The sequence below is a fragment of the Actinocrinis sp. genome, assembly GCF_035653575.1.
In the GTDB taxonomy this organism is placed as follows: Bacteria; Actinomycetota; Actinomycetes; order Streptomycetales; family Catenulisporaceae; genus Actinocrinis.
Window position 1 is genome coordinate 64521 of record NZ_DASRBQ010000137.1, and the last position, 25239, is coordinate 89759.

28 protein-coding genes are annotated in these 25239 nt (G+C 70.6%); 19 read left to right on the forward strand and 9 right to left on the reverse strand.

Annotation, left to right across the window (positions count from 1 at the left end):
* Positions 1-22: 22 nt before the first annotated feature.
* Positions 23-895, reverse strand: coding sequence for a dihydropteroate synthase (gene folP / locus VFA06_RS19590; protein ID WP_324842086.1), 873 nt, complete (start codon positions 893-895; stop codon positions 23-25).
* Positions 896-1043: 148 nt separating this feature from the next.
* Between folP and VFA06_RS19595 the strand changes: the two genes are divergently transcribed.
* Positions 1044-1454: a DivIVA domain-containing protein gene (locus tag VFA06_RS19595; protein ID WP_324842087.1), complete on the forward strand. Its 411-nt coding sequence runs from the start codon at positions 1044-1046 to the stop codon at positions 1452-1454.
* A 290-nt stretch (positions 1455-1744) separates the two neighbouring features.
* A complete protein-coding gene (locus VFA06_RS19600) occupies positions 1745-2329 on the forward strand; it encodes a GrpB family protein (RefSeq protein WP_324842088.1) in 585 nt (194 codons plus the stop codon).
* Positions 2330-2576: 247 nt separating this feature from the next.
* Here the strand turns inward: VFA06_RS19600 and VFA06_RS19605 are convergent, their stop codons facing one another.
* On the reverse strand, positions 2577-3383 hold the full coding sequence (locus VFA06_RS19605) for an enoyl-CoA hydratase/isomerase family protein (RefSeq protein ID WP_324842089.1): 807 nt from the start codon (positions 3381-3383) through the stop codon (positions 2577-2579).
* Between the two features lie 267 nt (positions 3384-3650).
* Between VFA06_RS19605 and VFA06_RS19610 the strand changes: the two genes are divergently transcribed.
* The 5 genes from VFA06_RS19610 (at position 3651) to VFA06_RS19630 (ending at position 6691) form a co-directional block, all read left to right on the forward strand.
* A complete protein-coding gene (locus VFA06_RS19610) occupies positions 3651-3818 on the forward strand; it encodes a DUF3117 domain-containing protein (protein WP_211467520.1) in 168 nt (55 codons plus the stop codon).
* A 252-nt stretch (positions 3819-4070) separates the two neighbouring features.
* Positions 4071-4733 carry an RNA polymerase sigma factor SigE gene (sigE, locus tag VFA06_RS19615; RefSeq protein WP_324842090.1) on the forward strand — a complete coding sequence of 221 codons (663 nt, stop codon included), beginning with the start codon at positions 4071-4073 and terminating at the stop codon, positions 4731-4733.
* On the forward strand, positions 4733-5197 hold the full coding sequence (locus VFA06_RS19620) for a zf-HC2 domain-containing protein (RefSeq protein ID WP_324842091.1): 465 nt from the start codon (positions 4733-4735) through the stop codon (positions 5195-5197). Before sigE ends, VFA06_RS19620 begins: the two co-directional genes overlap by 1 nt.
* A gap of 395 nt (positions 5198-5592) precedes the next feature.
* Complete coding sequence (locus VFA06_RS19625) at positions 5593-5976, forward strand: sec-independent translocase (protein WP_324842092.1); 384 nt, start codon at positions 5593-5595, stop codon at positions 5974-5976.
* A gap of 19 nt (positions 5977-5995) precedes the next feature.
* The gene (locus VFA06_RS19630; RefSeq protein WP_324842093.1) at positions 5996-6691 is read left to right on the forward strand and encodes a hypothetical protein; all 696 of its coding nucleotides are present in this window, start codon (positions 5996-5998) and stop codon (positions 6689-6691) included.
* 23 nt (positions 6692-6714) lie between these two features.
* Here VFA06_RS19630 and VFA06_RS19635 read toward each other — a convergent pair whose 3' ends face one another.
* Complete coding sequence (locus VFA06_RS19635) at positions 6715-7131, reverse strand: VOC family protein (protein ID WP_324842094.1); 417 nt, start codon at positions 7129-7131, stop codon at positions 6715-6717.
* Between the two features lie 61 nt (positions 7132-7192).
* Here VFA06_RS19635 and VFA06_RS19640 point away from each other — a divergent pair, with 61 nt between their 5' ends.
* Positions 7193-7558, forward strand: a complete 366-nt coding sequence (locus VFA06_RS19640) for a PadR family transcriptional regulator (RefSeq protein WP_324842095.1) — start codon at positions 7193-7195, stop codon at positions 7556-7558.
* On the forward strand, positions 7555-8640 hold the full coding sequence (locus VFA06_RS19645; RefSeq protein ID WP_324842096.1) for a hypothetical protein: 1086 nt from the start codon (positions 7555-7557) through the stop codon (positions 8638-8640). Before VFA06_RS19640 ends, VFA06_RS19645 begins: the two co-directional genes overlap by 4 nt.
* 15 nt (positions 8641-8655) lie before the next feature.
* On the opposite strand, the gene VFA06_RS19650 is transcribed toward VFA06_RS19645, so the two are convergent.
* The 3 genes from VFA06_RS19650 to VFA06_RS19660 all read right to left on the reverse strand — a co-directional run bounded on the left by VFA06_RS19650 (position 8656) and on the right by VFA06_RS19660 (position 11835).
* Entirely contained in the window at positions 8656-9813 is a 1158-nt protein-coding gene (locus tag VFA06_RS19650; RefSeq protein WP_324842097.1) for an Mrp/NBP35 family ATP-binding protein, read from the reverse strand.
* 68 nt (positions 9814-9881) lie between these two features.
* Positions 9882-10538: a DUF1003 domain-containing protein gene (locus VFA06_RS19655; protein ID WP_414639935.1), complete on the reverse strand. Its 657-nt coding sequence runs from the start codon at positions 10536-10538 to the stop codon at positions 9882-9884.
* Positions 10528-11835: a magnesium transporter MgtE N-terminal domain-containing protein gene (locus tag VFA06_RS19660; RefSeq protein WP_324842099.1), complete on the reverse strand. Its 1308-nt coding sequence runs from the start codon at positions 11833-11835 to the stop codon at positions 10528-10530. The genes VFA06_RS19655 and VFA06_RS19660 overlap by 11 nt, the downstream gene beginning before the upstream one ends.
* Positions 11836-12060: 225 nt before the next feature.
* On the opposite strand from VFA06_RS19660, the gene VFA06_RS19665 reads away from it, so the two are divergent.
* The gene (locus VFA06_RS19665) at positions 12061-13029 is read left to right on the forward strand and encodes a hypothetical protein (RefSeq protein ID WP_324842100.1); all 969 of its coding nucleotides are present in this window, start codon (positions 12061-12063) and stop codon (positions 13027-13029) included.
* A gap of 70 nt (positions 13030-13099) precedes the next feature.
* On the opposite strand, the gene VFA06_RS19670 is transcribed toward VFA06_RS19665, so the two are convergent.
* Complete coding sequence (locus VFA06_RS19670) at positions 13100-13630, reverse strand: hypothetical protein (protein ID WP_324842101.1); 531 nt, start codon at positions 13628-13630, stop codon at positions 13100-13102.
* Positions 13631-13849: 219 nt separating this feature from the next.
* Between VFA06_RS19670 and VFA06_RS19675 the strand changes: the two genes are divergently transcribed.
* The 9 genes from VFA06_RS19675 (at position 13850) to VFA06_RS19715 (ending at position 22273) form a co-directional block, all read left to right on the forward strand.
* Positions 13850-14752 carry a DMT family transporter gene (locus tag VFA06_RS19675; RefSeq protein ID WP_324842102.1) on the forward strand — a complete coding sequence of 301 codons (903 nt, stop codon included), beginning with the start codon at positions 13850-13852 and terminating at the stop codon, positions 14750-14752.
* A 61-nt stretch (positions 14753-14813) separates the two neighbouring features.
* The gene (locus VFA06_RS19680; RefSeq protein WP_324842103.1) at positions 14814-15779 is read left to right on the forward strand and encodes a CoA ester lyase; all 966 of its coding nucleotides are present in this window, start codon (positions 14814-14816) and stop codon (positions 15777-15779) included.
* A 187-nt stretch (positions 15780-15966) separates the two neighbouring features.
* Complete coding sequence (locus VFA06_RS19685) at positions 15967-17163, forward strand: acyl-CoA dehydrogenase family protein (protein ID WP_324842104.1); 1197 nt, start codon at positions 15967-15969, stop codon at positions 17161-17163.
* Positions 17164-17228: 65 nt separating this feature from the next.
* A complete protein-coding gene (locus VFA06_RS19690) occupies positions 17229-18206 on the forward strand; it encodes an alpha/beta hydrolase (protein WP_324842105.1) in 978 nt (325 codons plus the stop codon).
* Positions 18207-18341: 135 nt separating this feature from the next.
* Complete coding sequence (locus VFA06_RS19695; RefSeq protein WP_324842106.1) at positions 18342-19166, forward strand: hypothetical protein; 825 nt, start codon at positions 18342-18344, stop codon at positions 19164-19166.
* A 188-nt stretch (positions 19167-19354) separates the two neighbouring features.
* Entirely contained in the window at positions 19355-19858 is a 504-nt protein-coding gene (locus VFA06_RS19700) for a MaoC family dehydratase (RefSeq protein ID WP_324842107.1), read from the forward strand.
* A gap of 214 nt (positions 19859-20072) precedes the next feature.
* Positions 20073-20732: a DUF6758 family protein gene (locus VFA06_RS19705; RefSeq protein ID WP_324842108.1), complete on the forward strand. Its 660-nt coding sequence runs from the start codon at positions 20073-20075 to the stop codon at positions 20730-20732.
* A gap of 123 nt (positions 20733-20855) precedes the next feature.
* A complete protein-coding gene (locus VFA06_RS19710) occupies positions 20856-21674 on the forward strand; it encodes a PHP domain-containing protein (RefSeq protein ID WP_324842109.1) in 819 nt (272 codons plus the stop codon).
* Positions 21671-22273, forward strand: a complete 603-nt coding sequence (locus VFA06_RS19715; protein WP_324842110.1) for a MarC family protein — start codon at positions 21671-21673, stop codon at positions 22271-22273. Before VFA06_RS19710 ends, VFA06_RS19715 begins: the two co-directional genes overlap by 4 nt.
* 30 nt (positions 22274-22303) lie before the next feature.
* Here VFA06_RS19715 and VFA06_RS19720 read toward each other — a convergent pair whose 3' ends face one another.
* Positions 22304-23230 (reverse strand): alpha/beta hydrolase, encoded by a 927-nt coding sequence (locus VFA06_RS19720; RefSeq protein WP_324842111.1) that lies wholly within the window; start codon positions 23228-23230, stop codon positions 22304-22306.
* Between the two features lie 39 nt (positions 23231-23269).
* Positions 23270-25239, reverse strand: a 1970-nt coding sequence (locus VFA06_RS19725) for a DEAD/DEAH box helicase (RefSeq protein WP_324842112.1), incomplete at its 5' end; no start/stop codon positions are given.

Consider the following 25239-nt stretch of genomic DNA (forward strand, 5'->3'; position numbering starts at 1 on the left):
TTCACGCCGTCCTTGAGCCCGATCAGGCCAGACCTCGACGCGCCACCGCCGGAGGCCGGGTCCCCGCGATCGAGGCCACCATGTCGAGCACCTGCCGCGTCTCGGGCACCTCGTGGACCCGGAACACCCGCGCGCCGAGCCAGGCGCAGACCGCGGTCGTCGCCAGCGTGCCGGTTAGCCGTCCCTCCAGCGGCACGTTCAGCGTCTCGCCGACGAAGTCCTTGTTCGACAGCGACACCAGCACCGGCCAGCCGGTCGCGGCCAGTTCATCGAGCCGGCGGGTCACTTCCAGCGAGTGCCGCGTGTTCTTGCCGAAGTCGTGCCCGGGGTCGATCAGGATCGACTCGCGCGGTACGCCGAGCGATGCGGCTCGTTTGGCGAGGCTCAGGGTTTGCTCAAGCACGTCGGCCATCAGGTTCGCGTAGCCGACGCGATGCGGCCGGGTTCGCGGTACCGCACCGCCGGTGTGCATACAGACCAGCCCGACGCCGTATTTCGCGGCCACCTGAGCCAGATCCGGGTCGAATCCGCCCCAGGCGTCGTTGAGCAGATCGGCCCCGGCCCTGCAGACCGCCTCGCCGACTTCCGCCCGCCAGGTGTCCACCGAGATCGCCAGCTGCGGAAAGCGCTCGCGCACCGCCTCGACGAACGGCACCACACGGCGCGCCTCCTCGGCCGCGTCCACCGCATCGCCGGGCCCCGCCTTCACGCCGCCGATGTCCACGATCCTGGCGCCCTGCGCGGCCGCGAGTTCCACGCGTTTCATGGCCGCTTCATCGCCGAAGGTGGCGCCCTTGTCGTAGAACGAGTCCGGCGTGCGGTTGACGATGGCCATCACCACCAGCTCATTCGGGCCGAAGCTGTGGCGACCGAGCCTGAATCCGTCCTCGATCATGGAGGCGTCCCCTTCATACCTTTCCGGGACCCGTACCCTATGCTCTGCGGCAGGCTAACCCGGCGGCGCACGCTGAGATCACGCGGTCTGCGGATCACGCACACAGAGGGAACGAGGCGAGGACGCGATGTACTGGCTCCAACTCGTAGTGATCGTCGCGCTGCTCGCGGCCGTGGGTTGGCTGGCGATCGGCGGCGGCGGGCACATGTCTGAGCCGGAGCCGGACCGCCCCGATCTGGCGCTGCCGGGCGACGGTCTGCTCGCCCGCGAGGATGTCGACCGGGTGCGGTTCTCGGTCGGCGCGCGCGGCTACCGCATGGACGAGGTCGACGACGTGCTGGACCGGCTCGCGCAAGAGATTGAGTTGCGCGAACAGCGCATTGCGGAGCTCGAGGGGCGCGCGCCCAAGCAGGCCGCGAGCCCCGAGGCGGAATCAGAGCCGGAATCCGGCGAAGAGCACGTCGAATCCCGCGGCGGCGCCGAGCCGGACGCGGACGAAGAGATCTTCGAACTGCACGAGCCCGTCGAACACGGCGAGAACGCCGACCGCGGCCAGTGACCGACCGCGCCGCGGATTCTGTCGCCGTGTGAGTTCGCTTACCCGGCAATCGGCACACTGTCGAACGACTGTCGAATAAGCCCGTCACCTCAGCCAAGGCGGAGACGGGTATCAGTGTTCGAATGGCGCGTGCGAGCCCGCGCGCGGCTGCCCTGGGCATCCGCTGCGCGCGCCGGTCGAAACGTTGCCAATCCGTGATACTTTTATCACGCACAGTGGATACCGCGTAACATCTTGACGCCACGCTGGTTGCGCGGTTTCCTGACTTCACCTCAGGCGGGAGGTGTTGGATGGCTATAGAGATCGCCGTCGCCGTGGGCGAACTGGCGCCAGTCGAGATCAAGCCCCATGACAGGGTCTGGTCCGAGCGTTTCGCGGTGTGTGCCGATCTGGTGCGCGGAGCCTTGGGAGGCTACGCGGTCCGGGTCGATCACATCGGTTCGACCGCGGTGCCCGGCCTTCTCGGCCGCCCGCACCTCGATATCCAGGTCTCGGTGGCGGAACCCGAGGCCGAGGAGGAGTACCGCGCGGCGCTGGAAGGGCTCGGTTTCGCCCTCCAGGTGCGCGAAGCCGATCGACGCGTGTTCACGGCTCCGGCGGGAGCGCTCCCGGCGCATGCCCCGCGCTGCGAGACGCACGTGTACGTATGCAGATCCGGCGGCGTGCTCGAGTACGACCAGCTGCTGCTCGTGCAGTACCTGGCGAACCACGCCGAGCGCCGCGAGCAGTACGCCGACCTCAAGCGGCGGCTGGCCAGGCAGTGCCGCAACGACCCGGAGGCTTACGCCGAGGGCAAGCGGGCCTTCCTGCGCGAGACTGTGCGCCTGGCTCACCGCGCCTACGTGGACTTCCGCGCGCTGGCCGACCTGGCCTGAGCGGCGATAGCGGCGGTTCTCCGCAGAAGCGGCGATCTCGGCACAGACCGGCGACGCGGCCACCATCACGATGCGCCCTGTCACCGCGTTATGCGCCTTGTCGCGGTCTCCGCGATGCGCGGGTTGTCGTGTCCGCGATGCGCCCTGTCACCGCGTCGCCCGAACGGCCTCACTTTTTGAGATCAACGCGCTTAGGCGCTCACCGCTCCCGCGAGAACGCCGCCGCGCTCGCCACTCCTGCTTTCTGCTACTTCCCGAGGAAATCGGGCGCGCGCTTGGCCAGGAACGCGTCCACGGCCTCGCGGTGGTCAGCAGTCGCGCCGCACTTGGTCTGCATCGCGTCCTCGAACTCCAGCGTCTCGGCCAGCGAGTGCGACGCCCCGTAGTTCACCGACGCCTTGAGCGCCGCGTAGGACACCGTCGGACCCGCCGCCAGCCGCTCGGCCAGCGCCGCGACGTGCTCGGCCAGCCGGTCCGCCGGCACCACCTCGTTGACCAGGCCGAGCAAAGAGGCCTCCCGCACGCCGATCTTCTGCGGGTTGAACAGCAGCTCGATCGCCTTGGCGGTGCCGACCAGCCGCGGCAGCGTCCACGACGCGCCCGAGTCGGCCGACAATCCCACTTGCGCGAAGGCGAGGGTGAACGACGCCGTGTCGGCCGCGATCCGCAGATCGCAGGCGAACGCGAACGCCGCCCCCGCGCCGGCCGCCACGCCGTTGAGCGCGGCGATCGTCGGCTTCGGCATTTCCGCGATCGCCAACGTGATCGGGTTGTAGTGGTCGCGCACCGTGGACAGCGGCGGGTCGCCGGAATTCAGCTTCTGAATGTGCTCGCGCAGATCCTGGCCGACGCAGAAGGCCCGGCCGGTCCCGGTGAGCACCACCGCCCGCACGCTCTCGTCGGCCGAGGCCGAGCGCAGCGCCGCGAGCAGCGCCTCCTTGGTCGGCACGTCGAGCGCGTTCATCGCGTCGGGCCGGTTGAACGTGATGGTGGCGACCGCTCCGGTCACTTCATAGCGGACGGGTTCCAGGCCGCTTTCCAGGTCTTGGCTCACGCGAATAAGTTACCCGCTGGTAATCGTGCGGGCCAGCTTGTTCTCAAGTTGTGTTTTCCCAGGGCCGGTGACGTGCGGGATAATGAGCTTCGGTCAGGGTGTCCGCGTGCCCTGCGCCAGGGCGTGTACGGAGTGGAGCGTCGGACAGCGCAGCGGTCCCGCGACCCCCGCCGATCGCGCCCCAAGCTCCAGCCGGCCCAGTCCGGATGTACACGGCCCGCCGCGCCCAACCCGCGGCGGACCACCCGACGAGGAAGGGGAACGAGCATGGCGGCGATGAAGCCGCGGACGGGCGACGGCCCGCTCGAAGTGGTCAAGGAGGGGCGCGGCATCGTGATGCGGGTGCCCCTCGAAGGCGGCGGCCGACTCGTCGTCGAGCTCTCGCCGGACGAGGCCGGCGCTCTCGGAGACGCGCTGAAGAACGTGGTCGGTTAGCGGCCGCGCAGCTCAATTACACAGACAACCCCTTCGGCACTTCGACGGTTCGACCGTCGCCATGGCCCCGGCCCGGGAACTCCGGCGCCGGGGCCGAGCGTTTGTCGGATGAGGGCCCGCCACGGGACTCAGACGACGTTCAGCAACCTTGAGCCTGACTATGTCAAGGTTCACAGGCCGCTCTCAGCAATTCCGTCGGGGAAGGAAGCTATGGTTACTGCAGCGGTACTCGAACGACGAGGAGGTAGTGCCGTGGCGCTCGGGGGCGGCAGTGACTATGGCGAGGCGGGCTTCGACTCCTTTCCGGCGGGAACGCCGAACGGGGCGGAATGGACGCCTCCGTCCTGGGACGAGGTCGTGCGTACTCATTCGGCCAGGGTGTACCGGCTGGCCTATCGACTGACGGGGGACCGGCACGACGCGGAGGATCTGACGCAGGAAGTGTTCGTCCGGGTGTTCCGGTCGCTCAACAGCTACACGCCCGGCACCTTCGAGGGCTGGCTGCACCGGATCACCACGAACCTGTTCCTCGACTCGGTGCGGCGCAAGGCCAAGATCCGCTTCGAGGGCCTGGCCGAGGACGCGGCCGACCGGCTGGCCGGCAAGGAGCCGACCCCCGCGCAGGCCTACTTCGACAACCACCTCGACGCCGACATCGAGCGCGCGCTGGCCGAACTCGCTCCCGAGTTCCGGGCCGCGGTCGTGCTCTGTGACATCGAGGGCCTCTCCTACGAGGAGATCGCGGCTACGCTCGGCGTGAAGCTGGGCACCGTCAGGTCCCGGATCCACCGGGGCCGCAGCCAACTGCGTGCCGCACTGGCGCACCGAGCCCCGACCGAGGCGGTGGAACTGCCACCGTTGACGACGATCGAGGACGACGCGGAGCGCACCGGCGGCGGAAAGGGACAGCTGTGATGGGCCGGTTCAGCGAACACCTCGGCGCCCGCCTCGGCGCGCTCGTCGACGGCGAACTCGCCCACGACGACCGCGACCGGGCGCTGGCGCACCTGGCCTGTTGCGCACAGTGCCGGACGCTGGTGGAGGCGGAGCGCGCGCTCAAGAACCGGCTGGAGGCGACGGCGATGCCGGAGCCCTCGGCCCGGCTGATGGCCGCGCTGTTCCAGATCCCGCAGACCGAGCGGCCCCCGGAGCCGCCCGCGGGCTCGCCGCCGCAGCTCGGCGGCTTCCTGGGCCGTTCCTCCGCGTTCCTGCCCGAGTTCGCGGTCGGGCTGCGCCCGATCGGCGAGCTGCCCGAGGAGGGCGAGTCCGGTCTCGGCGAGGGCGGCTCGATGAACCGCACCCGGCCGGCCCGCCGCGGCGGCCTGGTTCCGGCGCAGGAGCCCTCCTTCCTCGGCCGCGCTTTCCTGCCCATTCGCTAGGTTCGCCACCGGTCGCCAGGTTCGCCGCCGGTGGCCCCGCGGGCCACGGTCCGCGGCGCCACGACCGACCGGTGCAGGCCCCGGACCGCCGATCCGCGCACCGCCGCCCCACGAGGCTCTGCGCTCACCGGCGGTCCGCGTTTGTGTGTAGCCCCGCTCCGAGTGCCGGTTCGGGGTGCCGCCGACCGACCGCGCGAACGAAACGCTGAGCGCTACTGGGGCCCGTCGCCGTGCGTCGTCGGGTCGAACCGTCGCCCGCACCGGCACCCGCGGCGATCTTTTCCCGCCCGGTTGCGGCCTAGCCTCTGTCTGACCGGCGGTTCGGGCGGTTACTGTGGTTTCTGGTCATCGGACCGCCTGCACTGCCCTCTGCCCGCCGACGCCGGAGCACCGCGATGTTCTTCGATCTGTCCCCGCTGGAAATAGTCGTGCTGCTCGGGCTCGCCGTCGTCCTGTTCGGCCCGGACAAGCTGCCGCAGGCCGCGGCCAGCGCCGCGCGCTTCCTGCGCCAGGTCCGCGCCTTCGGCGAGAACGCCCGGGCCGATCTGCGCAACGAGCTCGGGCCCGAGTTCGAAGGGCTCGACCTGCAGGACCTGAACCCGAAGACCTTCGTTCGCAAGAACCTGCTCGGCGAGGGCGAGGATCTGCGCGAGCTGCGCGACGAGTTGAACCGCGACCTGCGCAACCTCGGCTCGATGGACGAGCTGCCGCCGCCGCGCCGCGAGCCGACCCCGCTGGCCGCCGGCGAGCGCCCGCCCTACGACGCAGACGCGACGTGACCCATTCCCGGAGCCCCGTTTGACCAGCCCGGCCCAGCCGACCTCGCGCCAAGCCGAGTCCTCCCCAGCACCGATCCGAAGCCACGCCCCGATCATCGCCCGCGCCGCCGAACCCTCGGCGCGTGACGGGCACGCCGCCTTCCTCGCCGCGCAGCTGCCCTGGTACGGGCTGGATGCCGGCTGGCGCGGCGAGCGGCGGCTGGGCACGCTGTGCGCCGACGTCGACGGCACCGTCCAGTACGGCTCCCTCCTGCACGGCGACGCACCCGCCGGCCGCCCCGGCGGCGATCCGCAGCGCCGCGCGGTCACCGTGGTCACCATGGCCCCGCTGCCGCGCCGCCCCGCCCTGCGGCCGGACGGGACGGCCCGCGGCTTCGTCGAGGCCAGCACGGTCGCCTCGGTGGCCGCGGTGGCCGGCATCGGCCTGGTCGAGGAGCAGTGGCCCTGGCATCTGGACGTCGCGGTCCGCCAGCACTGGATGGATCAGCAGCGCGAGCTGGCCGCCCAGGTGGCCGATCGCCTCGGCGACCTGCCCTGGCGGCTGCTGACGCTCTCCGTGGACCTGCTGCCGCAGGTGTTCCACTACCGCGAGTCGGAGTACGGCTGGGTGCTGGCCACCGCGACGCAGCACTGCTTCCTAGCTGCCTACGGGCGCGGGGTTTCCGCGTACTCGCTGGCCTTCACCCGCGTGAGCCTCGCCGACTACGAAGCCTGATCACGGCGTCGGGCACCATCGCGTCATTCGTCGTAGTACCGCGCCTCGATGACGTTGTCGTCCGGATCGCGGAAGTAGAAGGCGTGCGGAGCGTTCCCGCGAGCTCCGTACGTGACGACCCGCCGCGACGAGGTGTCCACGCCGTGCGCCTCGAGCCGGTCGCTGAGGGCCTCGTACTCCTCCTTCGTCATCGCGATGCAGACATGGTTGACCGGGAAGCCGGCGGTGCGCGTCGTCTTGGTCATCTCGTCGACGGCCGCGGCATCCTGACGCGGCGTCAGGTCGATGATCGACCGTTCGGTGACGCGTACGCTCGGAAACGGCGCCTCACCGGCGCGGAACTCCTCGGCGCGCACCGGGCGCAAGCCGACGACGTTCACATAGAAGTCCACGGACTTGAGCGGGTCGTCGACCCAGATCACCACATGATCGAGATCCATACCTCGACAGTACTGGCTGTCCCGGCTTGCCCAATGACTCGCTAGACGATATATCTTTCCTGTGAACACATCGACGAGGACGGAGCAGGTCTTCCTGATCCTCACCGCGCTGGTGGATCAGCCGCGGCATGGCTACGGGATCGTGCAAGAGGTCGCCCGCCTGTCCAACGGGCAGACGCAGCTGAAGGTGGGCACGCTGTACGGCGCGCTCGACCGGCTGACGGGAGAAGGACTGCTCGCCCCGGATCGCGACGAGATCGAGGGCGGTCGGCTGCGGCGTTATTACCGGCTCACCGAGCAGGGTGCGGCCGCGCTCGCCGAAGACGCGGAGCGGCTCGCGGCGCATGCGGCCGTCGCCACGCGGCGGCTGCGTGACCGCGGCGTGTCGTTGCCCGGGAAGCTCGGCCCGGCGGGAGGAGCGGCGTGAACGAGAACGGGGGAGCGGGCATGGATGACGAGGACCCCGCGGACATCGGAGCAGGGGCCGATGTCCTCGAAGCACGTTATCGCCGAATCCTGACGCTGCTTCCCGCCGCGTACCGCGAGCACCGTGGCGAGGAGATGATCAGCACCCTGCTCGACGGCGCCCCGCGGGGGAGGCGCTGGCCGAGCATCGCGGAGCTGGCGAGCCTCGCGGCGCTCGCGATACGGCTGCGGGTTGGCGCACCGGGTGGAACTCGCCGAGCCGTCGCCGTGGGCGAGATCCTGCGCCGCACCGCCTTGACGGGATTGCTCTCGCTGGGACTGTGGACGGGATGGAACGGTGTCGACAACCTGGTCGTGCTCTGGCTCGAGCGCAGATACGCGCGTCACCTTCCCGGTCTGACGCTGGAGTCGTGGCTGGCGACCAGCACGGTCCCGCCGCTGGTCTACCTCGGCGCATTCGTGGCGCTGCTGGTCGGATGGCGTCGCCTGGGCAGACTCCTCAGCGTCGCGCAGGCCGGGTACATCGGGTTCGCGGTCACGCGCCACGACTCGTTCCTGGTGCTGTCCGATCGGATGGCTCTCTTCGCCTTATCCCTGCTGATCGCGGTGGCCGCGGGCAGTGCGTTCCATCGCGAGGCGCCGCGAATGCCCACGCCTCGCCGGTGGCTGGTCAGCGCTGCGGGCCTGGCCGGGATCATCCTCACGGTCAGCGGTGTCTATTCGGCCTTGGCCTTCCCGCCGTCCCCGCCCGACGCACAGCTTGCCGAGGAGATTGCGGGCGTGGTGGGCGGTCCGCTGGTGCCCGCCCTCGCGGCGCTCTTCGGCCTTTCGCGCGCTCGCAGGTCACCGATATGGCCCGCGGCGCTGCTCACCCTCGGCGCTCCGGGGCTGCTGATCGTGCCCCGAGCCGTCATCATCTACGCGCAGGGCAAGTACGAGAACGTATTCGTCGGTGACCTGTTCTCCCGGTCGCTGTGGCCTGGGATGCCGGTATACATGCTGGCCACTGAGGTCACTCTCGCCGCAGCGCTTGGTTGGTCGCTGTACCGCAGCCGTCGACGAGCTACCGCAGTGCCCGCATAATTGCCGCGCGCCGCCCTACCGCCCTGCCGGGGAAACGGACAGGGACATGCCCACGAGTCCGCGTGCCCGCACGGTAAGCCGGTCGGCGATGCCTTGCAGCACAACGGCCGCGGGCTCCGCCGGGTGCGAGAGCACCAGCGGCACGCCCTCGTCGCCTCCTGCGCGCAGCCTCACGTCGATCGGGACCTGGCCGAGCAGCGGGACCTGCGCGCCGGTCGCCCGGGTCAGTGCCTCGGCCACGGTCTGGCCGCCGCCGGAGCCGAAGACGTCGACCTTCTCGCCGCAGTGCGGGCACGGCAGCCAGGACATGTTCTCCACCACGCCCGCGATGCGCTGGCGGGTCTGCAGGGCGATGGTGCCGGCCCGCTCGGCCACCTCGGCGGCCGCCTGCTGCGGCGTCGTCACCACCAGGATCTCGGCGTTGGGCACCAGCTGCGCCACCGAGATCGCGATGTCGCCGGTGCCCGGCGGCAGGTCGAGCAGCAGCACGTCCAGGTCGCCCCAGTAGACGTCCGCGAGGAACTGCTGGAGCGCGCGGTGCAGCATCGGGCCGCGCCAGACCACCGGCTCGTTGCCCGGCGTGAACATGCCGATCGAGATGACCCGCACGCCGTGCGCGATCGGCGCCATGATCATGTCCTGGACCTGCGTCGGCCGATCGGTCACGCCGAGCATGCGCGGCACCGAGTGGCCGTAGATGTCGGCGTCGACGATGCCGACCTTCAGGCCCTTGGCCGCCATCGCCGCCGCGAGGTTCACGGTCACCGAGGACTTGCCGACCCCGCCCTTGCCCGAGGCGACCGCGAAGACCCGGGTCAACGAGCCGGGCTTGGCGAACGGGATCTCCCGCTCCGGCCGGTCGCCGCGCAGCTTCGCCTGGAGCGCCTGGCGCTGCTCGGTGCTCATCACGTCCAGGCCGACGCGCACGGAGCGCACCCCGTCCAGCGCGGCGACCTGAGCCTTGATGTCCTCGGAGAGCTTGTCCTTGAGCGGGCAGGCGGCGACGGTGAGGTAGATCTCCACGTCCACCGCGCCGTCTTGGCCGACCGCGACCGATTTCACCATGTCGAGCTCGGTGATCGGGCGGCGGATCTCCGGGTCCTGGACCCGGGCCAGCGCCGCGCGCACCAGATCCTCGGTGGGCGTCGTCGCACTCGTCGTCGTGTCAGCCATGGCTCAATGCTATGCGCCGCACAAGGCTGCTCCGGCGGCGGCTACCCACTTGTCCGCGACCGGCGCCTTCACAGACCGGCGTTCGTGCTCGGCGGCGCGATGTCCCTGGTACCCGCCGGGAGCACGTTGTTCTGGACTGTTGCGTTCTGGGCTGCTGCGTTCTGGACTGCCGCATTCTGGACCGCCGCGTTCTGGCCGGACGTGTGCAGGTCGTCCATTTCCTTGAGCATGGCCTGAAGTTCCGAGCGGACGTAATCGCGGGTGGCCACCTCGTTGACCGCCAGCCGCAGCGCCGCCACCTCGCGCACCAGGTACTCGGTGTTCGCGATCGACCGCTCGTCGCGCTCTCGGTCCTGCTCGATCTGCACCCGGTCCCGATCCGCCTGCCGGTTCTGCGCCAGCAGGATCAGCGGCGCGGCATACGCGGCCTGTGTGGAGAAGGCCAGGTTCAGCAGGATGAAGGGGTACGGGTCCCAGTGGATCTCTCGGGTGAACTGAAGGATGTTCAGCACGATCCACACGAAGACGAAGGCCGTCTGAATGACGAGGTACCGCGCCGTGCCGAAGTACCGCGCCAGGTTCTCCGAGGCCTGCCCGAACTTCTCCGAGTCGATCTTCGGTCGCAGCGAACGCGTGCGATGGATGTCCCGGGGCTGGTCAAGGCGGGGCTGTTCATGCCGAGCCGCATGACGCATGGCTCGGCGAGTCTCCGTGTCACGCGCCATGGTCGCCCCCTCCCGAATCGTCTGCGTGCGTACCGGCGCCTGCGTCGTGCGCGTGCAGGTCGCGTTCTCTCCAGTTGCCCGGAAGCACGTGGTCAAGCACGTCGTCCACGGTGATCGCGCCGAGCAGGTGCCCGGACTCGTCCACGACTGGTGCGGCGACGAGGTTGTAGGTCGCCATGAATGACGTGACCGCGGTCAGCGGCTGATCGGGCCGCAGCGGCTCGATCCCGTTGTCCACTGCCGCGCTGACCAGGGTCGAGGGCGGCTCGCGCAGTAAGCGCTGGAAGTGCACGACGCCCAGGAAACGCCCGGTGGGCGTCTCCAGCGGCGGCCGGCACACGTACACCTGGCTCGCGTGCGCGGGGGAGTGCTCGGGAACCCGGATGCGGGCCAGCCCCTCGGCCACCGTGGCGTCCGGAGGCAGCACGATCGGCTCGCTGGTCATCAGGCCGCCGGCGGTGTCGTCGGAGTAGATCAGCAGCCGCCGCACCGGGGCCGCCTCGTTCGGCTCCATCAGCTCGAGCAGCCGCTCGGCCTCCTCGACCGGCAGGTCGCCGAGCAGGTCGGCGGCGTCGTCCGGGTCCATCGCCTCCAGCACGTCCGCGGCCCGCTCCACCTCAAGCTTGGCCAGGATGTCGACCTGCTCTTCCGCGGGCAGCTCCTCGAGCACGTCGGCGAGACGGTCGTCGTCGAGGGCCGCGACCACCTCGGTGCGCCGCTTCGGGTTCAGGTCGTGCACCGCGCGGGCCAGGTCCGCCGGGCGCATCTTCTCGAAGGTGCGGATCAGCGTGGCCGCGGCCTGGCCCGGCTCGTCCGCGGCGAAGCCGGTCAGCGCCTCCCAATCGACCGTCTGGGTCTCCCCGCGCCGCCGGAAGCCGCGCGCGGGGCGCCGCACGAAGACCTTGGTGACCTCCCAGTCCCGGCTGGTGTTCTGCTCGATCGCGAGGTCCACGACCTGCACGTCGGTGCCGTCCGCGACCAGGTGCACCCGCCGGTCGGTCAGCTCGGCCAGCAGCAGCGCCTCGCCGGGCCGCTGCTGGAACCTGCGCATGTTGATAAGGCCGGAGGAGATGACCTGGCCGCCCTCGATCGCGGTCACCCTGGTCATCGGCAGGAACACCCGGCGCTTGCCGGTGACCTCGGAGACCAGCCCGAGCACCCTTGGCCGCGCGGAGTCGGTGTGCATGGTCACCACGACGTCGCGGATCCGCCCGACCTGGTCGCCGTCCTGGTCGAACACCGGTTTACCCGCCAGATGCGAGATGAAGATCCGGGACGGAGCCCTGGTCGCCGCCACGCGTGGCCCTCCTGACCTGTCCTGGCCGCTGATCCCGCCGGCTCTGCGTTCAGCGCTGTGTCCAGCGCTTTTCAGCTTTAGATTATGTCGCCGGATTGACTGTCGGACAGTTCGAACCGTCCGATCACCCGACCACGTCTAGTCGTGTCCCTTCGCTACACTGCCGGACTCGGAGACACCGGTACGAACAGGGAAGTGACGGCTAGTCGAATGGCGCGTATATCCATGGCCACAGCCGTCCTCGGCCCCGTCGCCGCCGTGGCTTTGGCCGCCGCGCTGACCGCTTGCTCGGCCGACGATCCGGCGCACCGGTCCTTCCGGCCGCAGGAGATCACCGCGTCGGGCATCCCGTACACCGGCAACGGCATCGCGGCGCTCGATCCGCAGGCGATCGTGACCAAGACGGTGAAGGCGACCTCCTCTGCACCGACCGTGCACGTAGCCGGGACGCTTACCGGCGTACCGGTCTCCGGTGGGACGTTCACCGTGGACATGGTCTTCACGCAGTTCGGCGCGGTCGGCGACGTGACCAGCGGCAGCGCGACCAGCCGGCTGCTGCGTGTCGAGGACGAGGTGTGGACCGCTGAGCCGTCCTCCTTCTGGAAGGAGATCGGCGCGATCGATAGCGGAAAGGCGTACGGCGGCCTGTACGTGCGCATCCCGACGGCCGATCCGCGCTACTCCGGGTTCACCAACGACACGCGCATCGGGTACCTGCTCGACCGGCTGTTGCTGACCTCCGCGACATGGGCCAAGGGCAAGGTCGACACGGTCAACGGCGAGAACGCACTCGAACTCGACGGTACGGGCCATGACGGGCACAAGGCGTCGATCTGGGTAGCCACCGACGGCGTGCCCTACATCCTGCGCATCGCGCCCACGGCGGGTAGCTACCAGGGACGGGTGGACTTCACCAACTACGAGGACCGCGTCGCGATCCAGGCGCCGCTGCCCGGCGAGGTACTGGACAACGCGCTGCTGGTGCTGCCGCCGACCGCGAGTGCGAGCGCGACGTCGAATACGTCCGGCTCGAATACTTCGGCCAGTCCCACGGCCAACCGAAGCACCGGCCCGGCGAAGCCTTCGGTCTCGCCGTCCGCCACGCCCAGCGCTACGGCGTCCGGCCCGAATCCGCCATCGCCGTCGACTTCGCCGTCCGCGACGCCGTCAGATCCCGGACGCGGCGGGCATTGACGGCCGGTCGAACAGCCGTGAAGGCGGCATGCGAGCCGTGCCGCCTTCACGGCTACGGCGCGAGCGAGTGCTATCGCGAGCGGGTCGTGGCCGGGGAGGGCGGCACGGGGGCAGCGCCCGACGCCGTCGCGTAGCGGCCGGGGCCTTCGATCAACGCCCCCTGCGGACGGATCCGGAAGATGGCGGAGTTCGCCGCCCACCGCTCCGGCTGCGCCTCGCCGTCGTGCGCGTTAAGCCGCTTCGCGTGCAGTACCGGCACCACCGCGGCCCATTCCTCGCTGCCCGGCACGATCCGCGCGACCACACCCGGCCAGCTCACCAGCCGGCCGCCCTTGTCCTTGGACCGCACCGTCACGCGCACGGTGATCCCGTCGGACAGTCCGGGCAGCGACTGCTCGCCCCCGCCCACCACGACGTACACCGCGGCCTGCCCGTCCTGCTCATGCCAGACGTGCCAAGCCGCACGGTCGCGCAGACCTGACACCGCCACCCAGATCAGGCCCGACTTCTTACACGCTTCCTCGATGAGCGCGGCGTCCGGTACGGACAACGCGGAACGGCCGGGGGCGCTCGATGCAGCGGACAGTGACGGGCTGGTCATGGCTCAGAACTTTCCCACAGCGCACTTGAAGGCCACTCAGCGGGGACGGCCTGTAGAAGTTCGCGGCCGGGATCGCGACAGGCGCGCGATACCCTGGCATCACCGTGTCACAGTCGCGACCGAGGAGCACCCCTGACCGCCCAGACCGCCTCACCGCCCGCTCCGCTCCCGGTTTCGGCAGTACACCGGCCTCCGCGGGCTGATATCGCGATACTCGCGGTGGCGGTGGCCGCGGTCGGCACCTCCGGTCCGCTGATCGCCGCCACGGCCGCGCCCGCGCTGGCGATCGCGTTCTGGCGCAACGTCTTCGGCGCCGCCGCCCTCACGCCCTTCGCGCTGGTGCGGCATCTCGGCGAGTTGCGCTCGATGAACGGCGCGCAGTGGCTCTCCAGCCTCGTCGCCGGAGTGGCCCTCGGGCTGCACTTCTCCACCTGGACCCCGAGCCTGACGATGACCTCGGTGGCGTCCGCGACCGCCTTCGCCGCCGCGCAGCCGATCTTCGCCGCCCTGATCGCGCTGCTGCGCGGCGAGCACGTCTCCCGGCAGGCCTGGCTCGGCATCCTGATCGCGATCGCCGGAGTGGTCGCGCTGTCCGGGGTGGACCTGCGGCTCTCCGTGCGGGCCTTCTCCGGCGACCTGCTCGCGCTGCTGGCCGGCGCGCTGGCCGCGGTGTACATGACGGTCGGCGCCAACGTCCGCAAGACCGTCTCGCTCGCTCCCTACGCGGTGGTCTGCTACACGACCGCCGCGGTCGTGCTGGCCGGGCTCGCGCTGGCGACCGGCGAACACCTCACCGGCATGCCGGGCAACGCGTGGATCAAGATCCTCGGGCTCACGGCCGGCGCCCAGCTGCTCGGCCACACGCTGTTCAACCGGGTGCTCAAGACCACCAGCCCGACCGTGGTCTCGCTGTGCATCCTGCTGGAGGTCCCGTCGGCGGCGTTGATCGCGGCGCTCTGGCTCGGACAGGTGCCGACCTGGTCGATGGTGCCGGGCGCGGTGCTGATTCTGGCCGGGCTCGCCGTGGTCACCGTCGGCGGCGCGACGGCCGGCCCGTCCGTGGCGGCGCGTGGCACGGATCACTCCGGTGCGCCCGAGACGGCGGATGTGACCGGCCAGTAACCTGGCCGTGTCCCACCAGTTCCAGCACCGGTCCGTACCCGCTTCGGGAGGGAACCCGCCCATGGCAAACACCAACGTCAACCGACCGCGCCGGTCCTGTCTCGCCGTTCCGGGCTCCAACCCCCGGTTCCTGGAGAAGGCCCAGACGCTGCCCGCCGACCAGGTCTTCCTCGACCTGGAGGACGCCTGCGCCCCGCTGGAGAAGGAGGGCGCCCGGCTCAAGATCGTGGACGCGCTCAACCACGGCGACTGGACCGGAAAGACCCGCACCGTCCGGGTCAACGACCTGACCACGCACTGGACCTACCGCGACGTGGTCACGGTCGTCGAGGGCGCCGGGGCCAACCTGGACTGCATCATGCTGCCCAAGGTGCAGGACGCCGGGCAGGTGATCTGGCTCGACCTGCTGCTCACCCAGATCGAGAAGACCATGGGCTACGAGGTCGGCCGCATCGGCATCGAGGCGCAGATCGAGAACGCCAAGGGCCTGGTCAACGTGGACGCCATCGCCGCCGCCTCGCCACGGGTGGAGACGATCATCTTCGGCCCGGCCGACTTCATGGCCTCGATCAACATGAAGTCGCTGGTGGTCGGCGAGCAGCCGCCCGGATACGACGTCGGCGACGCGTACCACTACATCCTCATGCGCATCCTGATGGCCGCGCGCGCCAACGACGTGCAGGCCATCGACGGCCCGTACCTGCAGATCCGCAACGCCGAGGGCTTCCGCCGGGTCGCCGGACGCAGCGCCGCGCTCGGCTTCGACGGCAAGTGGGTGCTGCACCCGGACCAGATCGCGATCGCCAACGAGCTGTACGCGCCCACCCAGGAGGACTACGACCACGCCGAGCTGATCCTCGACGCCTACGACTACTACACCTCGGAGGCGGGCGGTAAGAAGGGCTCGGCGATGCTCGGCGACGAGATGATCGACGAGGCCTCACGCAAGATGGCGCTGGTGATCGCGGGCAAGGGCCGGGCCGCCGGGTACACCCGCACCTCCAAGTTCGAGCCGCCCGCGGCCTGAGCCCGGCCCGCGCGGCCGAGGCCCGCGGCCGATCCGGCCACGTGGCGCACGCCTACCTCGGCGCCGCGGCCAGTGGCCGGTGCCACACTTCACAAGGCAGCGGCTCCCGGGGATACTCACCAGTAACTAAGCCGCCCCGCACCCCTGCCCGGGGGCGGGAGCACGAGTGATCCGGGAGCCCAGTCACATGGCACGTCTCGCCCGCACCGAAGGCCTCAGCGAGGTTCAGCAGGAGATCCTGGCCGCCGTCCACACCTTCGTGGACAAGGAGATCATCCCGGTGGCCAACGAGCTCGAGCACGCCGACGAGTACCCGGCCGAGATCGTCAAGGGCATGGCCGAGATGGGCCTGTTCGGCCTGATGATCCCGGAGGAGCACGGCGGCATCGGCGAGTCGCTGCTGACCTACGCCCTGGTCGTCGAGGAGATCGCGCGCGGCTGGATGTCCGTCTCCGGCATTCTCAACACGCACTTCATCGTCGCGTACATGATCAAGCAGCACGGCACCGAGGAGCAGCAGGCGTACTTCCTGCCGCGGATGGCCGAGGGCACGGTGCGCGCGGCCTTCTCCATGTCCGAGCCCGCGCTCGGCTCGGACGTGGCCGCGATCAAGACCAAGGCGGTGCGCGACGGCGAGGACTATCTGATCACCGGTCAGAAGATGTGGCTGACCAACGGCGGAACCTCCAGCCTGGTCGCCCTGCTCGCGCGCACCGACGAGGGCCAGGACGCGCCGCACAAGAACCTGACCACCTTCCTGATCGAGAAGGAGCCCGGGTTCGGCGAGGTGCGCCCGGGCCTGACCGTGCCGGGCAAGCTCGCCAAGATGGGCTACAAGGGCGTCGACACCACCGAGCTGGTACTCGACAACGTGCGCGTCCCGGCCGACCGGGTGCTCGGCGGGACCACCGGCCGCGGCTTCGCGCACATGATGGACGGCGTCGAGGTCGGCCGGGTCAACGTCGCCGCCCGCGCCTGCGGCATCGCGCTGCGGGCCTTCGAGCTCGGCATCGCCTACGCGCAGCAGCGTTCGACCTTCGGCAAGCCGATCGCGCAGCACCAGGCGATCCAGTTCAAGCTCGCCGAGATGGCGGTCAAGGTGGAGGCCGCGCACCAGATGATGGTGCGGGCCGCCCGGGTCAAGGACGCCGGCCAGCGCAACGACCTCGAGGCTGGGATGGCCAAGTACCTGGCCGCCGAATACTGCAAGGAGGTCGTCGAGGACTCCTTCCGCATCCACGGCGGCTACGGCTACTCGAAGGAATACGAGATCGAACGCCTCTACCGGGAGGCGCCGATGCTGCTGATCGGCGAGGGCACCGCCGAGATCCAGAAGATGATCGTCGGGCGGCGGCTGCTGGAGGAGTACAAGCTCAAGGGCTGACGGCGGGTCGGCGGACGGCGGGCCCGCGTAAAAAAGTGGTAGCACCTCCGTTTTAGAGTTAATGCATGCGAGCGGTAGCGAAGCCGACGTCGCGGGAGCTGCGGCGTCTTGTGCCCGGCCGAATGGTGCAGGTGGCCGGCAGTGCGCACCACGTCGTGGTGGATGAGGGCCCGGATGATGCGCCGCCGGTGGTCTTCACCTCCGGCCTCGGCGGAGCCTGGTACGACTGGGACGCCGTGGTTCCGCTGCTGGCCGGGCGCGCCACCCTGGTGCGTTTCGACCGGCCGGGACTCGGCTGGTCGCAGCCTGTGGCGGTGCCCCCGACGCTGGCCGCCGAGGCCGGGCGAATCAGAGAGCTGCTGCGCGTGCTCGAACTCGAACGCCCGGCCGTGCTGGTCGGTCACTCGCTGGCCGGCTTCCACGTCGAGGCGTTCGCGCGCATGTTTCCGGAGCTGACCGCCGGCGTCGTGCTCGTCGACGGATCCACGGAGCCCGAAGCGGCGCCGCAGCCGGCTTATTCGCAGCGGGTACGCCGGTGGCGGTTGATCGGCGGGGTCGGGCGGGCCAGCGGGATCGGCGGATTGATCGGCCCGGCGGCGTGGCGGCTCATCATCGCCGGGACCACCTTGGGCGGCCCGGGGGTGGCCGACCCGAGTCAGGTGCGCGCCACCTTCGCGGCCGGGCGCCCGGGCGTGACCGCGATGGTCGAGAACACGCTGTACTACGACGTCGCCGCCGAACTGCTCGAGTTGCGCTGCGAACGCGATTTCCCGCCGGTGCCGCTTCAGGTGCTCGCGGCGTTCGGCCGCTCCCGCATAGAGCGGGCGATCATGCCGCGCGGGCTGGCCGCGCAGTTCGCCGACCGCTGGCGGCGCAGGCAGCGCGACCTCGCGGAACTTTCTCCCCGCGGCGAATTGGTGGAGCTCAAGGACAGCGGGCACTACATTCCGTTCGACCGCCCGGATGCGGTCGCGGATGCGGTACTCAATGTGATTGAAGCGATGGACATCGAGCACGGCGACGGATCCCGCGCCAGGCGGTAGCGTGCCGGTGCGTACGGCGCACCTGCGGCCGAACAGAGTAGTTCCCGTGGCTGATTACCCGACTCACGCTGACGTGAGCCGGTGCGGTGAGGCAGGATAGGGCGCGGAACGCGACTGGGAGGGCTCGAGGCTCCAATGGCAACCTATTACGTGATCGCGCGCATGGACGGCACCCGTCAGGTGGGACCGGACCGGCAGAGCGTGGATCTGGCCGACGCTCTCGAGCGAGGCATCACCCATTTCATCCAGGTCCCCGAGCTGGATGAGGACGAGCGCTCGACGGACCCCTACGGCCTGCTGGTGCACCCGGAACCCGCGCAGAGCGGCCTCGGCATCGCCGACGACATGACGCTGACCCTGGGCGTCGACGGGTCCTTCCGGCTCTTCCAGCTTCAGGCGGTCCCCGCGCCCGAGCACTTCACGCCCAGCTCGGCGGTCGGCTCGCAGGCCATCGTCACGCGCGAGTTCCTGGCGGTCGCGGAGGTCCCTGCGTGGTGGGCGTACGGACCGCACGGTCGTAACGTCCTCGGCCTGATTTACGCGCTGACCGGCCTCAAGCGCGAAGAACTGGACGCGATCGGGCGGCGCATCGACAGCGCCGGCTTGGAATTCGCCAAGGTCAAGTTCGACGCCCTCGCGGTGGCTGACCGGGCCATCGCCGATTCCGGGCGCACCGGCGCGGCCCGGCTCGCCCGCGGCTACGCGCGCGCCGCCACGTACGGCACCTGGGACCGTGACTCCGCTCTCGGGCACGCCGCCTCGCTCGCGGGCGACATCGCGTACGTGATGAGCGTCGGGGACCTCGTGCCGAACGAGACCATCGACGCGCTCACCTCGTGGCTCAAGCCGCAGGTGAACGAATTGCACCCGGCGGGAGAAGGCCCGGACTACGGCGTGCAGGCGCAGCCTCAGGAATCCGGAGAGGGCGGTAACGAGGGCTCCGCAGAGGGCGGGCAGTAGCGCGCTTCACCGCGGATTGCCCGGCGACGGAACGCGGAGCACGGTCGCGTGACCTAGGCCACGACCCGCGTGCTACCGATCGGTAACTTCTTGCGGCAAGATGGCGGGACCAGTACCGAGTTCCCACCGAGAGCGACCGAGGATCGGTCGCTCTCAGACCCGTTCGCCACCATGAGGAGCTGACCGCGATGCAGTTCGGCCGCTACTTCGAGGAGTTCGAGGTCGGTGCCGTTTACAAGCACTGGCCGGGCAAGACGGTGACCGAGTACGACGATCACCTCTTCTGCCTCATCACCATGAACCACCACCCGCTGCACCTCGACGCGCACTACGCCGAGCAGACCACCGACTTCAAGCGCAACGTCGTCGTGGGCAACTACATCTACTCGCTGCTGCTGGGCATGTCAGTGCCCGATGTCTCCGGCAAGGCGATCGCCAACCTGGAGGTCGAGTCGCTGCGGCACATCGCCCCGACGTTCCACGGCGACACCATCTACGGCGAGACCACGGTGCTGGACAAGACCGAGTCGAAGTCCAAGGACGACCGCGGCGTCGTTTACGTGGAGACTCGCGGCTATAAGCAGGATGGCACCGTCGTGTGCGTATTCCGCCGCAAAGTCATGGTGCCCAAGCGGTCCTATGGCGAGGCGCGCGGCGGAGAGCAGCCGGGCAGGCCGGACCCACTACCCTAAAGCAGCACCGGCCTGACACACCGGCTGATACTCGCTCCCTGCGGATCACCGGGCACGGCCACAAGGCCCCGTCAGAGTGACGGACGCTTGACTGGAGACACCTGAACGGGGGACTGTTCAGCCTATGAAGGGCGAGCCAAGCTGCCCACGGTGCGGGAGCCGAGTACGTGCTCCCGGCGACCCGTCGGCCCTGTTGCCAGTGGTTCCGGAGGATTTGGCGCGTCCGATTCCGGACACCGTCCCGGAGAACCTGGCTGAACTTCCGGTCGATCTGCTGCCGCTGCACTCGCCTGGATCAGGGGCCGAACTGTGGACCTGTGAGCTGCACGGATCGGTGTACCCGGTGCAGCCGATCCTCGCCCCGAGTCCTGCGGTACTCGCCTCGGTGGTGTACCGCTCGCAGGTCCCGCTCTGGCTGCCCTGGCCGCTACCGCACCGCTGGGTGTTCAGTGGGGTCGCGTACGCCGGTGACAACCACACCGGTGCGCGGGCGACGGTGATGGCGGCCAGCGGTCCGTCCCCGTTCGGCGGCGAGGGCGACATGCTGCTGATCGCCGAGGAGATGGGGATAGGGCTCGGGGCACGGTTCGCCGGCTTGACCGGACCCGACCCGGGCCCGATCTTCGAGGACACCGCCGCGCACGCGAAGGTGTACGCGGCAGGCCGACCGACCCCGATGTGGTCGGTCCCGGACACCGGTGACCGCGCGGTCTTCGTCGGGGAGGCGCGCGGCATGTGGCTCTGGCTCGTGCTGTGGCCCGCGCTGGCCGGCACCCTGCTCTATGAGGACATGGTGCTCACCGACCTGCGCGACGCGGGCTCGGAGATCGCGCACCTGCCGGTCGGCTCCCTTTCCCCGCGCTTCTTCGCCTGAACTGCGTTTTCGCCCGAGCGCGGCCACCCGCGACCGCGTCCCCGGCGGCGCGGCGCGTCCCTGTAAGGTGATTGGCGTTCGGCCCGCGATCACCTGCTTGGTGTTGGACGATTCAGGATCAGGATGCGCATCGACCTGCACACGCACAGCTCCCGCTCCGATGGCACGGACACCCCGACCGAACTGGTCGAGGCCGCGAAGGCCGCGAGCCTGGACGTCGTCGCGCTCACCGACCACGACACCACGGCCGGCTGGGACGAGGCGGCCATCGCCGGCGAGCGTTTCGGCGTGACCGTGGTCCCGGGCGCGGAGCTTTCCTGCCGGCTGAACGGAATTCAGATCCACCTGCTCGGCTACCGCTTCGATCGCGCCGAGCCGGAGTTCGCCCGCGAGCGCAACCTGCTGCGGGACGACCGCGAACGCCGCGCCGAGCTGATCGTGCAGCGCTGCCGCGAGCTGGGCGCGCCGATCACCTGGGAGCGGGTGCGGCAGATCGCGGGCGACGCCTCGATCGGCCGGCCGCACGTGGCCAGCGCGCTGGTCGAAGCCGGAGTGGTCGCCTCGGTGGACGAGGCGTTCTCCTCCGACTGGTTGGCCGACGGCGGACGCGCCTACGTGGACAAGTACGCGCTCGATCCCTACCGCGCGCTGGAGCTGCTGCGCGCCTCGGGCGGCGTCGCGGTCTTCGCGCACCCGGCGGCGGGCCGGCGCGGCCGGATCGTGACGGACGATCAGATCGCGGACCTGGCGAAGGCGGGGCTGCGTGGCATCGAGGTCGACCACGTGGACCACGACGCGGCGGCGCGCGACCGGATCAGGGGTCTGGCCGGGGAGTTGGGCCTGGTGCCGACGGGTTCGAGCGACTACCACGGCGGGCGCAAGACCGTGCGGATAGGGCAGAACACGACGGCGCCAGAGGCCTATGAGGCGCTGTTCGCGTGAACCTCACCCTCTTCGGCACCTCGTTCATCACGCTCTTCGTGATCATGGACCCGCCGGGTACCGTGCCGATCTTCCTCGCCCTGACCTCCGGCCGCTCGCAGCGGGCCCGGCGGAGGCTGGCGCAGCAGGCCGCGCTCGTCTCGCTCGTGGTCATCTCCTGCTTCGCCGCGTTCGGGCAGCAGATCCTCAAGTACCTGGGCATCACGGTGCCCGCGCTCGAGGGCTCGGGCGGCCTGCTGCTCCTGCTGATCGCGCTGGAGCTGCTCACCGGCCGGGCGGACGAACCGAGCGAGGCGGCGGACGTCAACGTCGCGATGGTGCCGCTGGGCACCCCGCTGCTGGCCGGGCCGGGTGCGATCGTCGCGGTGATCCTGTTCGTGCAGCAGATCCACGCGGTCGGGGATTTCCTCGCGGTCGCGGCGGCGATCCTGCTCACTCATGTGATCATCTGGCTGACGATGCGCTTCTCGGTGTACATCATCCGGGTGATCAAGGAGTCCGGAGTCACGCTGGTGACCCGGATCGCCGGTCTGCTGCTGGCGGCCATCGCGGTGCAGATGGTGGCGCAGTCGGCGATCGCCTTCTCCAAGCTCGCCTGACCGCTGCCGCGCCTGGTCACGGGTTGGCGCTCAGCCGAGCCAGAACCCCAGCAGGCCGTCCGCCACGAGCTCGGGCCGGTCGGTGTTGGGGGAGTGGCCGCAGTCCGGGATGAGCGCAAACTCGGCGCCGAGCCGGTCGGCGGTCTCGCGCAGCAACGCGGCCGACCAGACGTCCTCGTCGGCGCCGGTCATGACGAGGCAGGGCAGGTCCCAGGCGTCGAGCAGGGCCTTGAGGTCATCGGTGCGGTCGGGTTCGTTCAGCAGGCGGCGGGCTATCGCGAAGATGGATCCCGGGTCGTTCGCGAGCCAGCGGCGCAGCAGGAACGCGCTCACCTGGGGATCGGGGTGCCGGTCCATCGGGCTCAGCTCGTGGATCTGCTGCAGCGTCAGCTGGTTCTCCACGGCGAGCAGCACGTCGAGCCGCTCGCGCGACGCCTGGCCGAGCACGGCGGCGGGCCCGGAGTCGAGGAAGGTCACTGAGGCGAGCGGGAGCAGAGCGCCCGGACCCGGGCCGTGCTCGGCCTCTGGGTCGAGGTGGGCGCCGAGCAGCGCCTCGCGGACCGTGTGCCCGCCGAACGAGTGACCGAGCACGTGCACCGGCAGGTTCGTCTCGGCCGCGAGTCCGCGTACCAGGGCGCGGATGTCGGAGGCGAAGACGCTCGTGCCATAGCCCCCGCCCCGTGGACCGTGCTCCGCGTAGCCGGCCGGGTCGGCCAGGCCGCAGGAGTCGCACTGGCCGCGCTGGTCGATGGCGAGCACGTACACGCCCGCGGCGGTGAGCGGTTCGAGCAGGTGGAGGAAGTCCTCCTTGGACCCGGTGAATCCGGGCACCAGCAGGGCCGCCGCCACCGCCGGGCGGTCCGGTCGCGCTTCGAGCGCGGCGAGCGGGCCGTCCGGCCGTGGCAGGTCGACGCGCCGGGCGCAGCGCGGCAGCTCCGTCGAGAGAGGCGTTGACACGTTGCGCTCCGGGGTCTTTGCGGCGTCGTCCCGACTTGGTTACTGCTGCGCCGGCGGGGTCTCGACCACGGGCTCTGCCGCCGCCGACTTGCGGCTGCGGGTCGCCCGGACGCGAGTGCGGCGCGGGTTCGCGACCGGATCCGCGCCGGGCTCCTCGGACGCCTCGGCGCCGGTGTCGGGCGTGGTGGTGTCGGGCGTAGCGGTGGCCGCTGCGGCGGCCTTACGCGTCCGGGTGCGCTTGCGCGGCTCCGCCTTCTCCGCGGTCGGCTCAGCGACTTCGGCCTCGTGAGCATCCGCTACGCGAGCATCCGCCACAGGCGCGCCCGTCTCGGCCTTCGCCACGGCGGACTTGCGGGTCCGGGTGCGCTTGCGCGGCTCGGCCTTCTCCGCCGTCTGCTGCGCGACCAGCGCTTCGGCCGGCTGACCGAGCACCGGCTCGGCCGCAGCGGCAGGCTGCGGCTCGCGCACCGGCTCGATCGGGCCGGCCAGCGAGCCGGGGGCCAGCTTGACGCTGCCACCGCTCGCCGACGGCTTGCGCGTGCGCGACCGCTTGCGCGGCGCCCGCTCCGTCCCCACGACCGCTTCGGCCGTCGCTACCGGCGCGCTCGCGTGATCGGCGCTGCTCGGCAGGCTCTCGACAGCTTCGCCGGCCACCGGGGCCGCCGCGCCGTCACCGGAGGACGCGACCTGCTGGCCGCGACGGGTCCGGGTGCGCTGCCTGGGCGTGCGCGCGGGGCGCTCCTGCTTCGGTGCCTCCTTGCCGCCGCGCTGGGCAGCGCGGGGCGCGCGGCCGCGGCCGGTCTCCCCGAGATCCTCGATCTCCTCGGCCTCGAGACCCTGGCGCACCCGCTCCTGCCGGGGCAGCACCCCCTTGACGCCCTCGGGGATGCCGAGCTCCTGGTAGAGCTGCGGCGAGGTCGAGTAGACCTCCGCGGGCTCGGCGAAGTTCAGGCCGAGCGCCTTGTTGATCAGCTGCCAACGCGGCACCTCGTCCCAGTCGACGAAGGTCACCGCGGTGCCCTTGGCGCCGGCCCGGCCGGTGCGGCCGGTGCGGTGCGTGTACACCTTCTCGTCCTCGGGGCACTGGAAGTTGATCACGTGGGTGACGCCCTCGACGTCGATGCCGCGCGCGGCCACGTCGGTGGCCACCAGCACGTCGATCTTGCCGTTGCGGAACGCGCGCAGGGCCTGCTCGCGCGCGCCCTGGCCGAGGTCGCCGTGTACCGCGGCGACCGCGAAGTGACGGTCCGACAGCTCCTCGGCGACCTTTGCCACGGTGCGCTTGGTGCGCGCGAAGATCATGGTCAGCCCGCGGCCCTCGGCCTGCAGGATGCGCGAGAGCATCTCCACCTTGTCGAGGGAGTGCGCGCGGTAGACGAAGTGCTCGATGGCCTTGACCATCGTGCCCTCGTCGGCCGGGTCGGCGGCGCGGATGTGCGTCGGGCGGGACATGTACCGGCGGGCCAGCGAGATGACCTGGCCGGGCATGGTCGCGGAGAACAGCATGGTCTGCCGGTCGGCCGGCAGCTGCGCGATGATCCGCTCGACGTCCGGCAGGAAGCCGAGGTCCAGCATCTCGTCGGCCTCGTCGAGCACCAGGGTGCGCACGCCGCCGAGCTCCAGGTGGTGCTGGCGGGTCAGGTCGAGCAGCCGGCCGGGGGTGCCGACCGCGATGTCGATACCGGCGCGCAGCGCGGCGACCTGCGGCTCGTAGGCACGGCCGCCGTAGAGTGCGTGCACTCGGATGGCGCGCACCTTGCCGGCGTCCAGCAGGTCGTTGGTGACCTGGATGGCCAGCTCACGGGTCGGCACGACCACCAGGGCCTGCGGGGCGCCGTGGGCGGGCGCGAGGCCGGCGGGGGACGAGGAGCGGGTGCGGCGCCTGCGGCGGGAGTTACCGGAGGGCGCGGCCGCGGCGGTGCTCGCCGCTACGGCGCCGGTGCTCGCGGCGGCCTCGGTGGCCGGGTCGGAGCCGGGCCCGCTGACCCGCTGGAGCACCGGGATGCCGA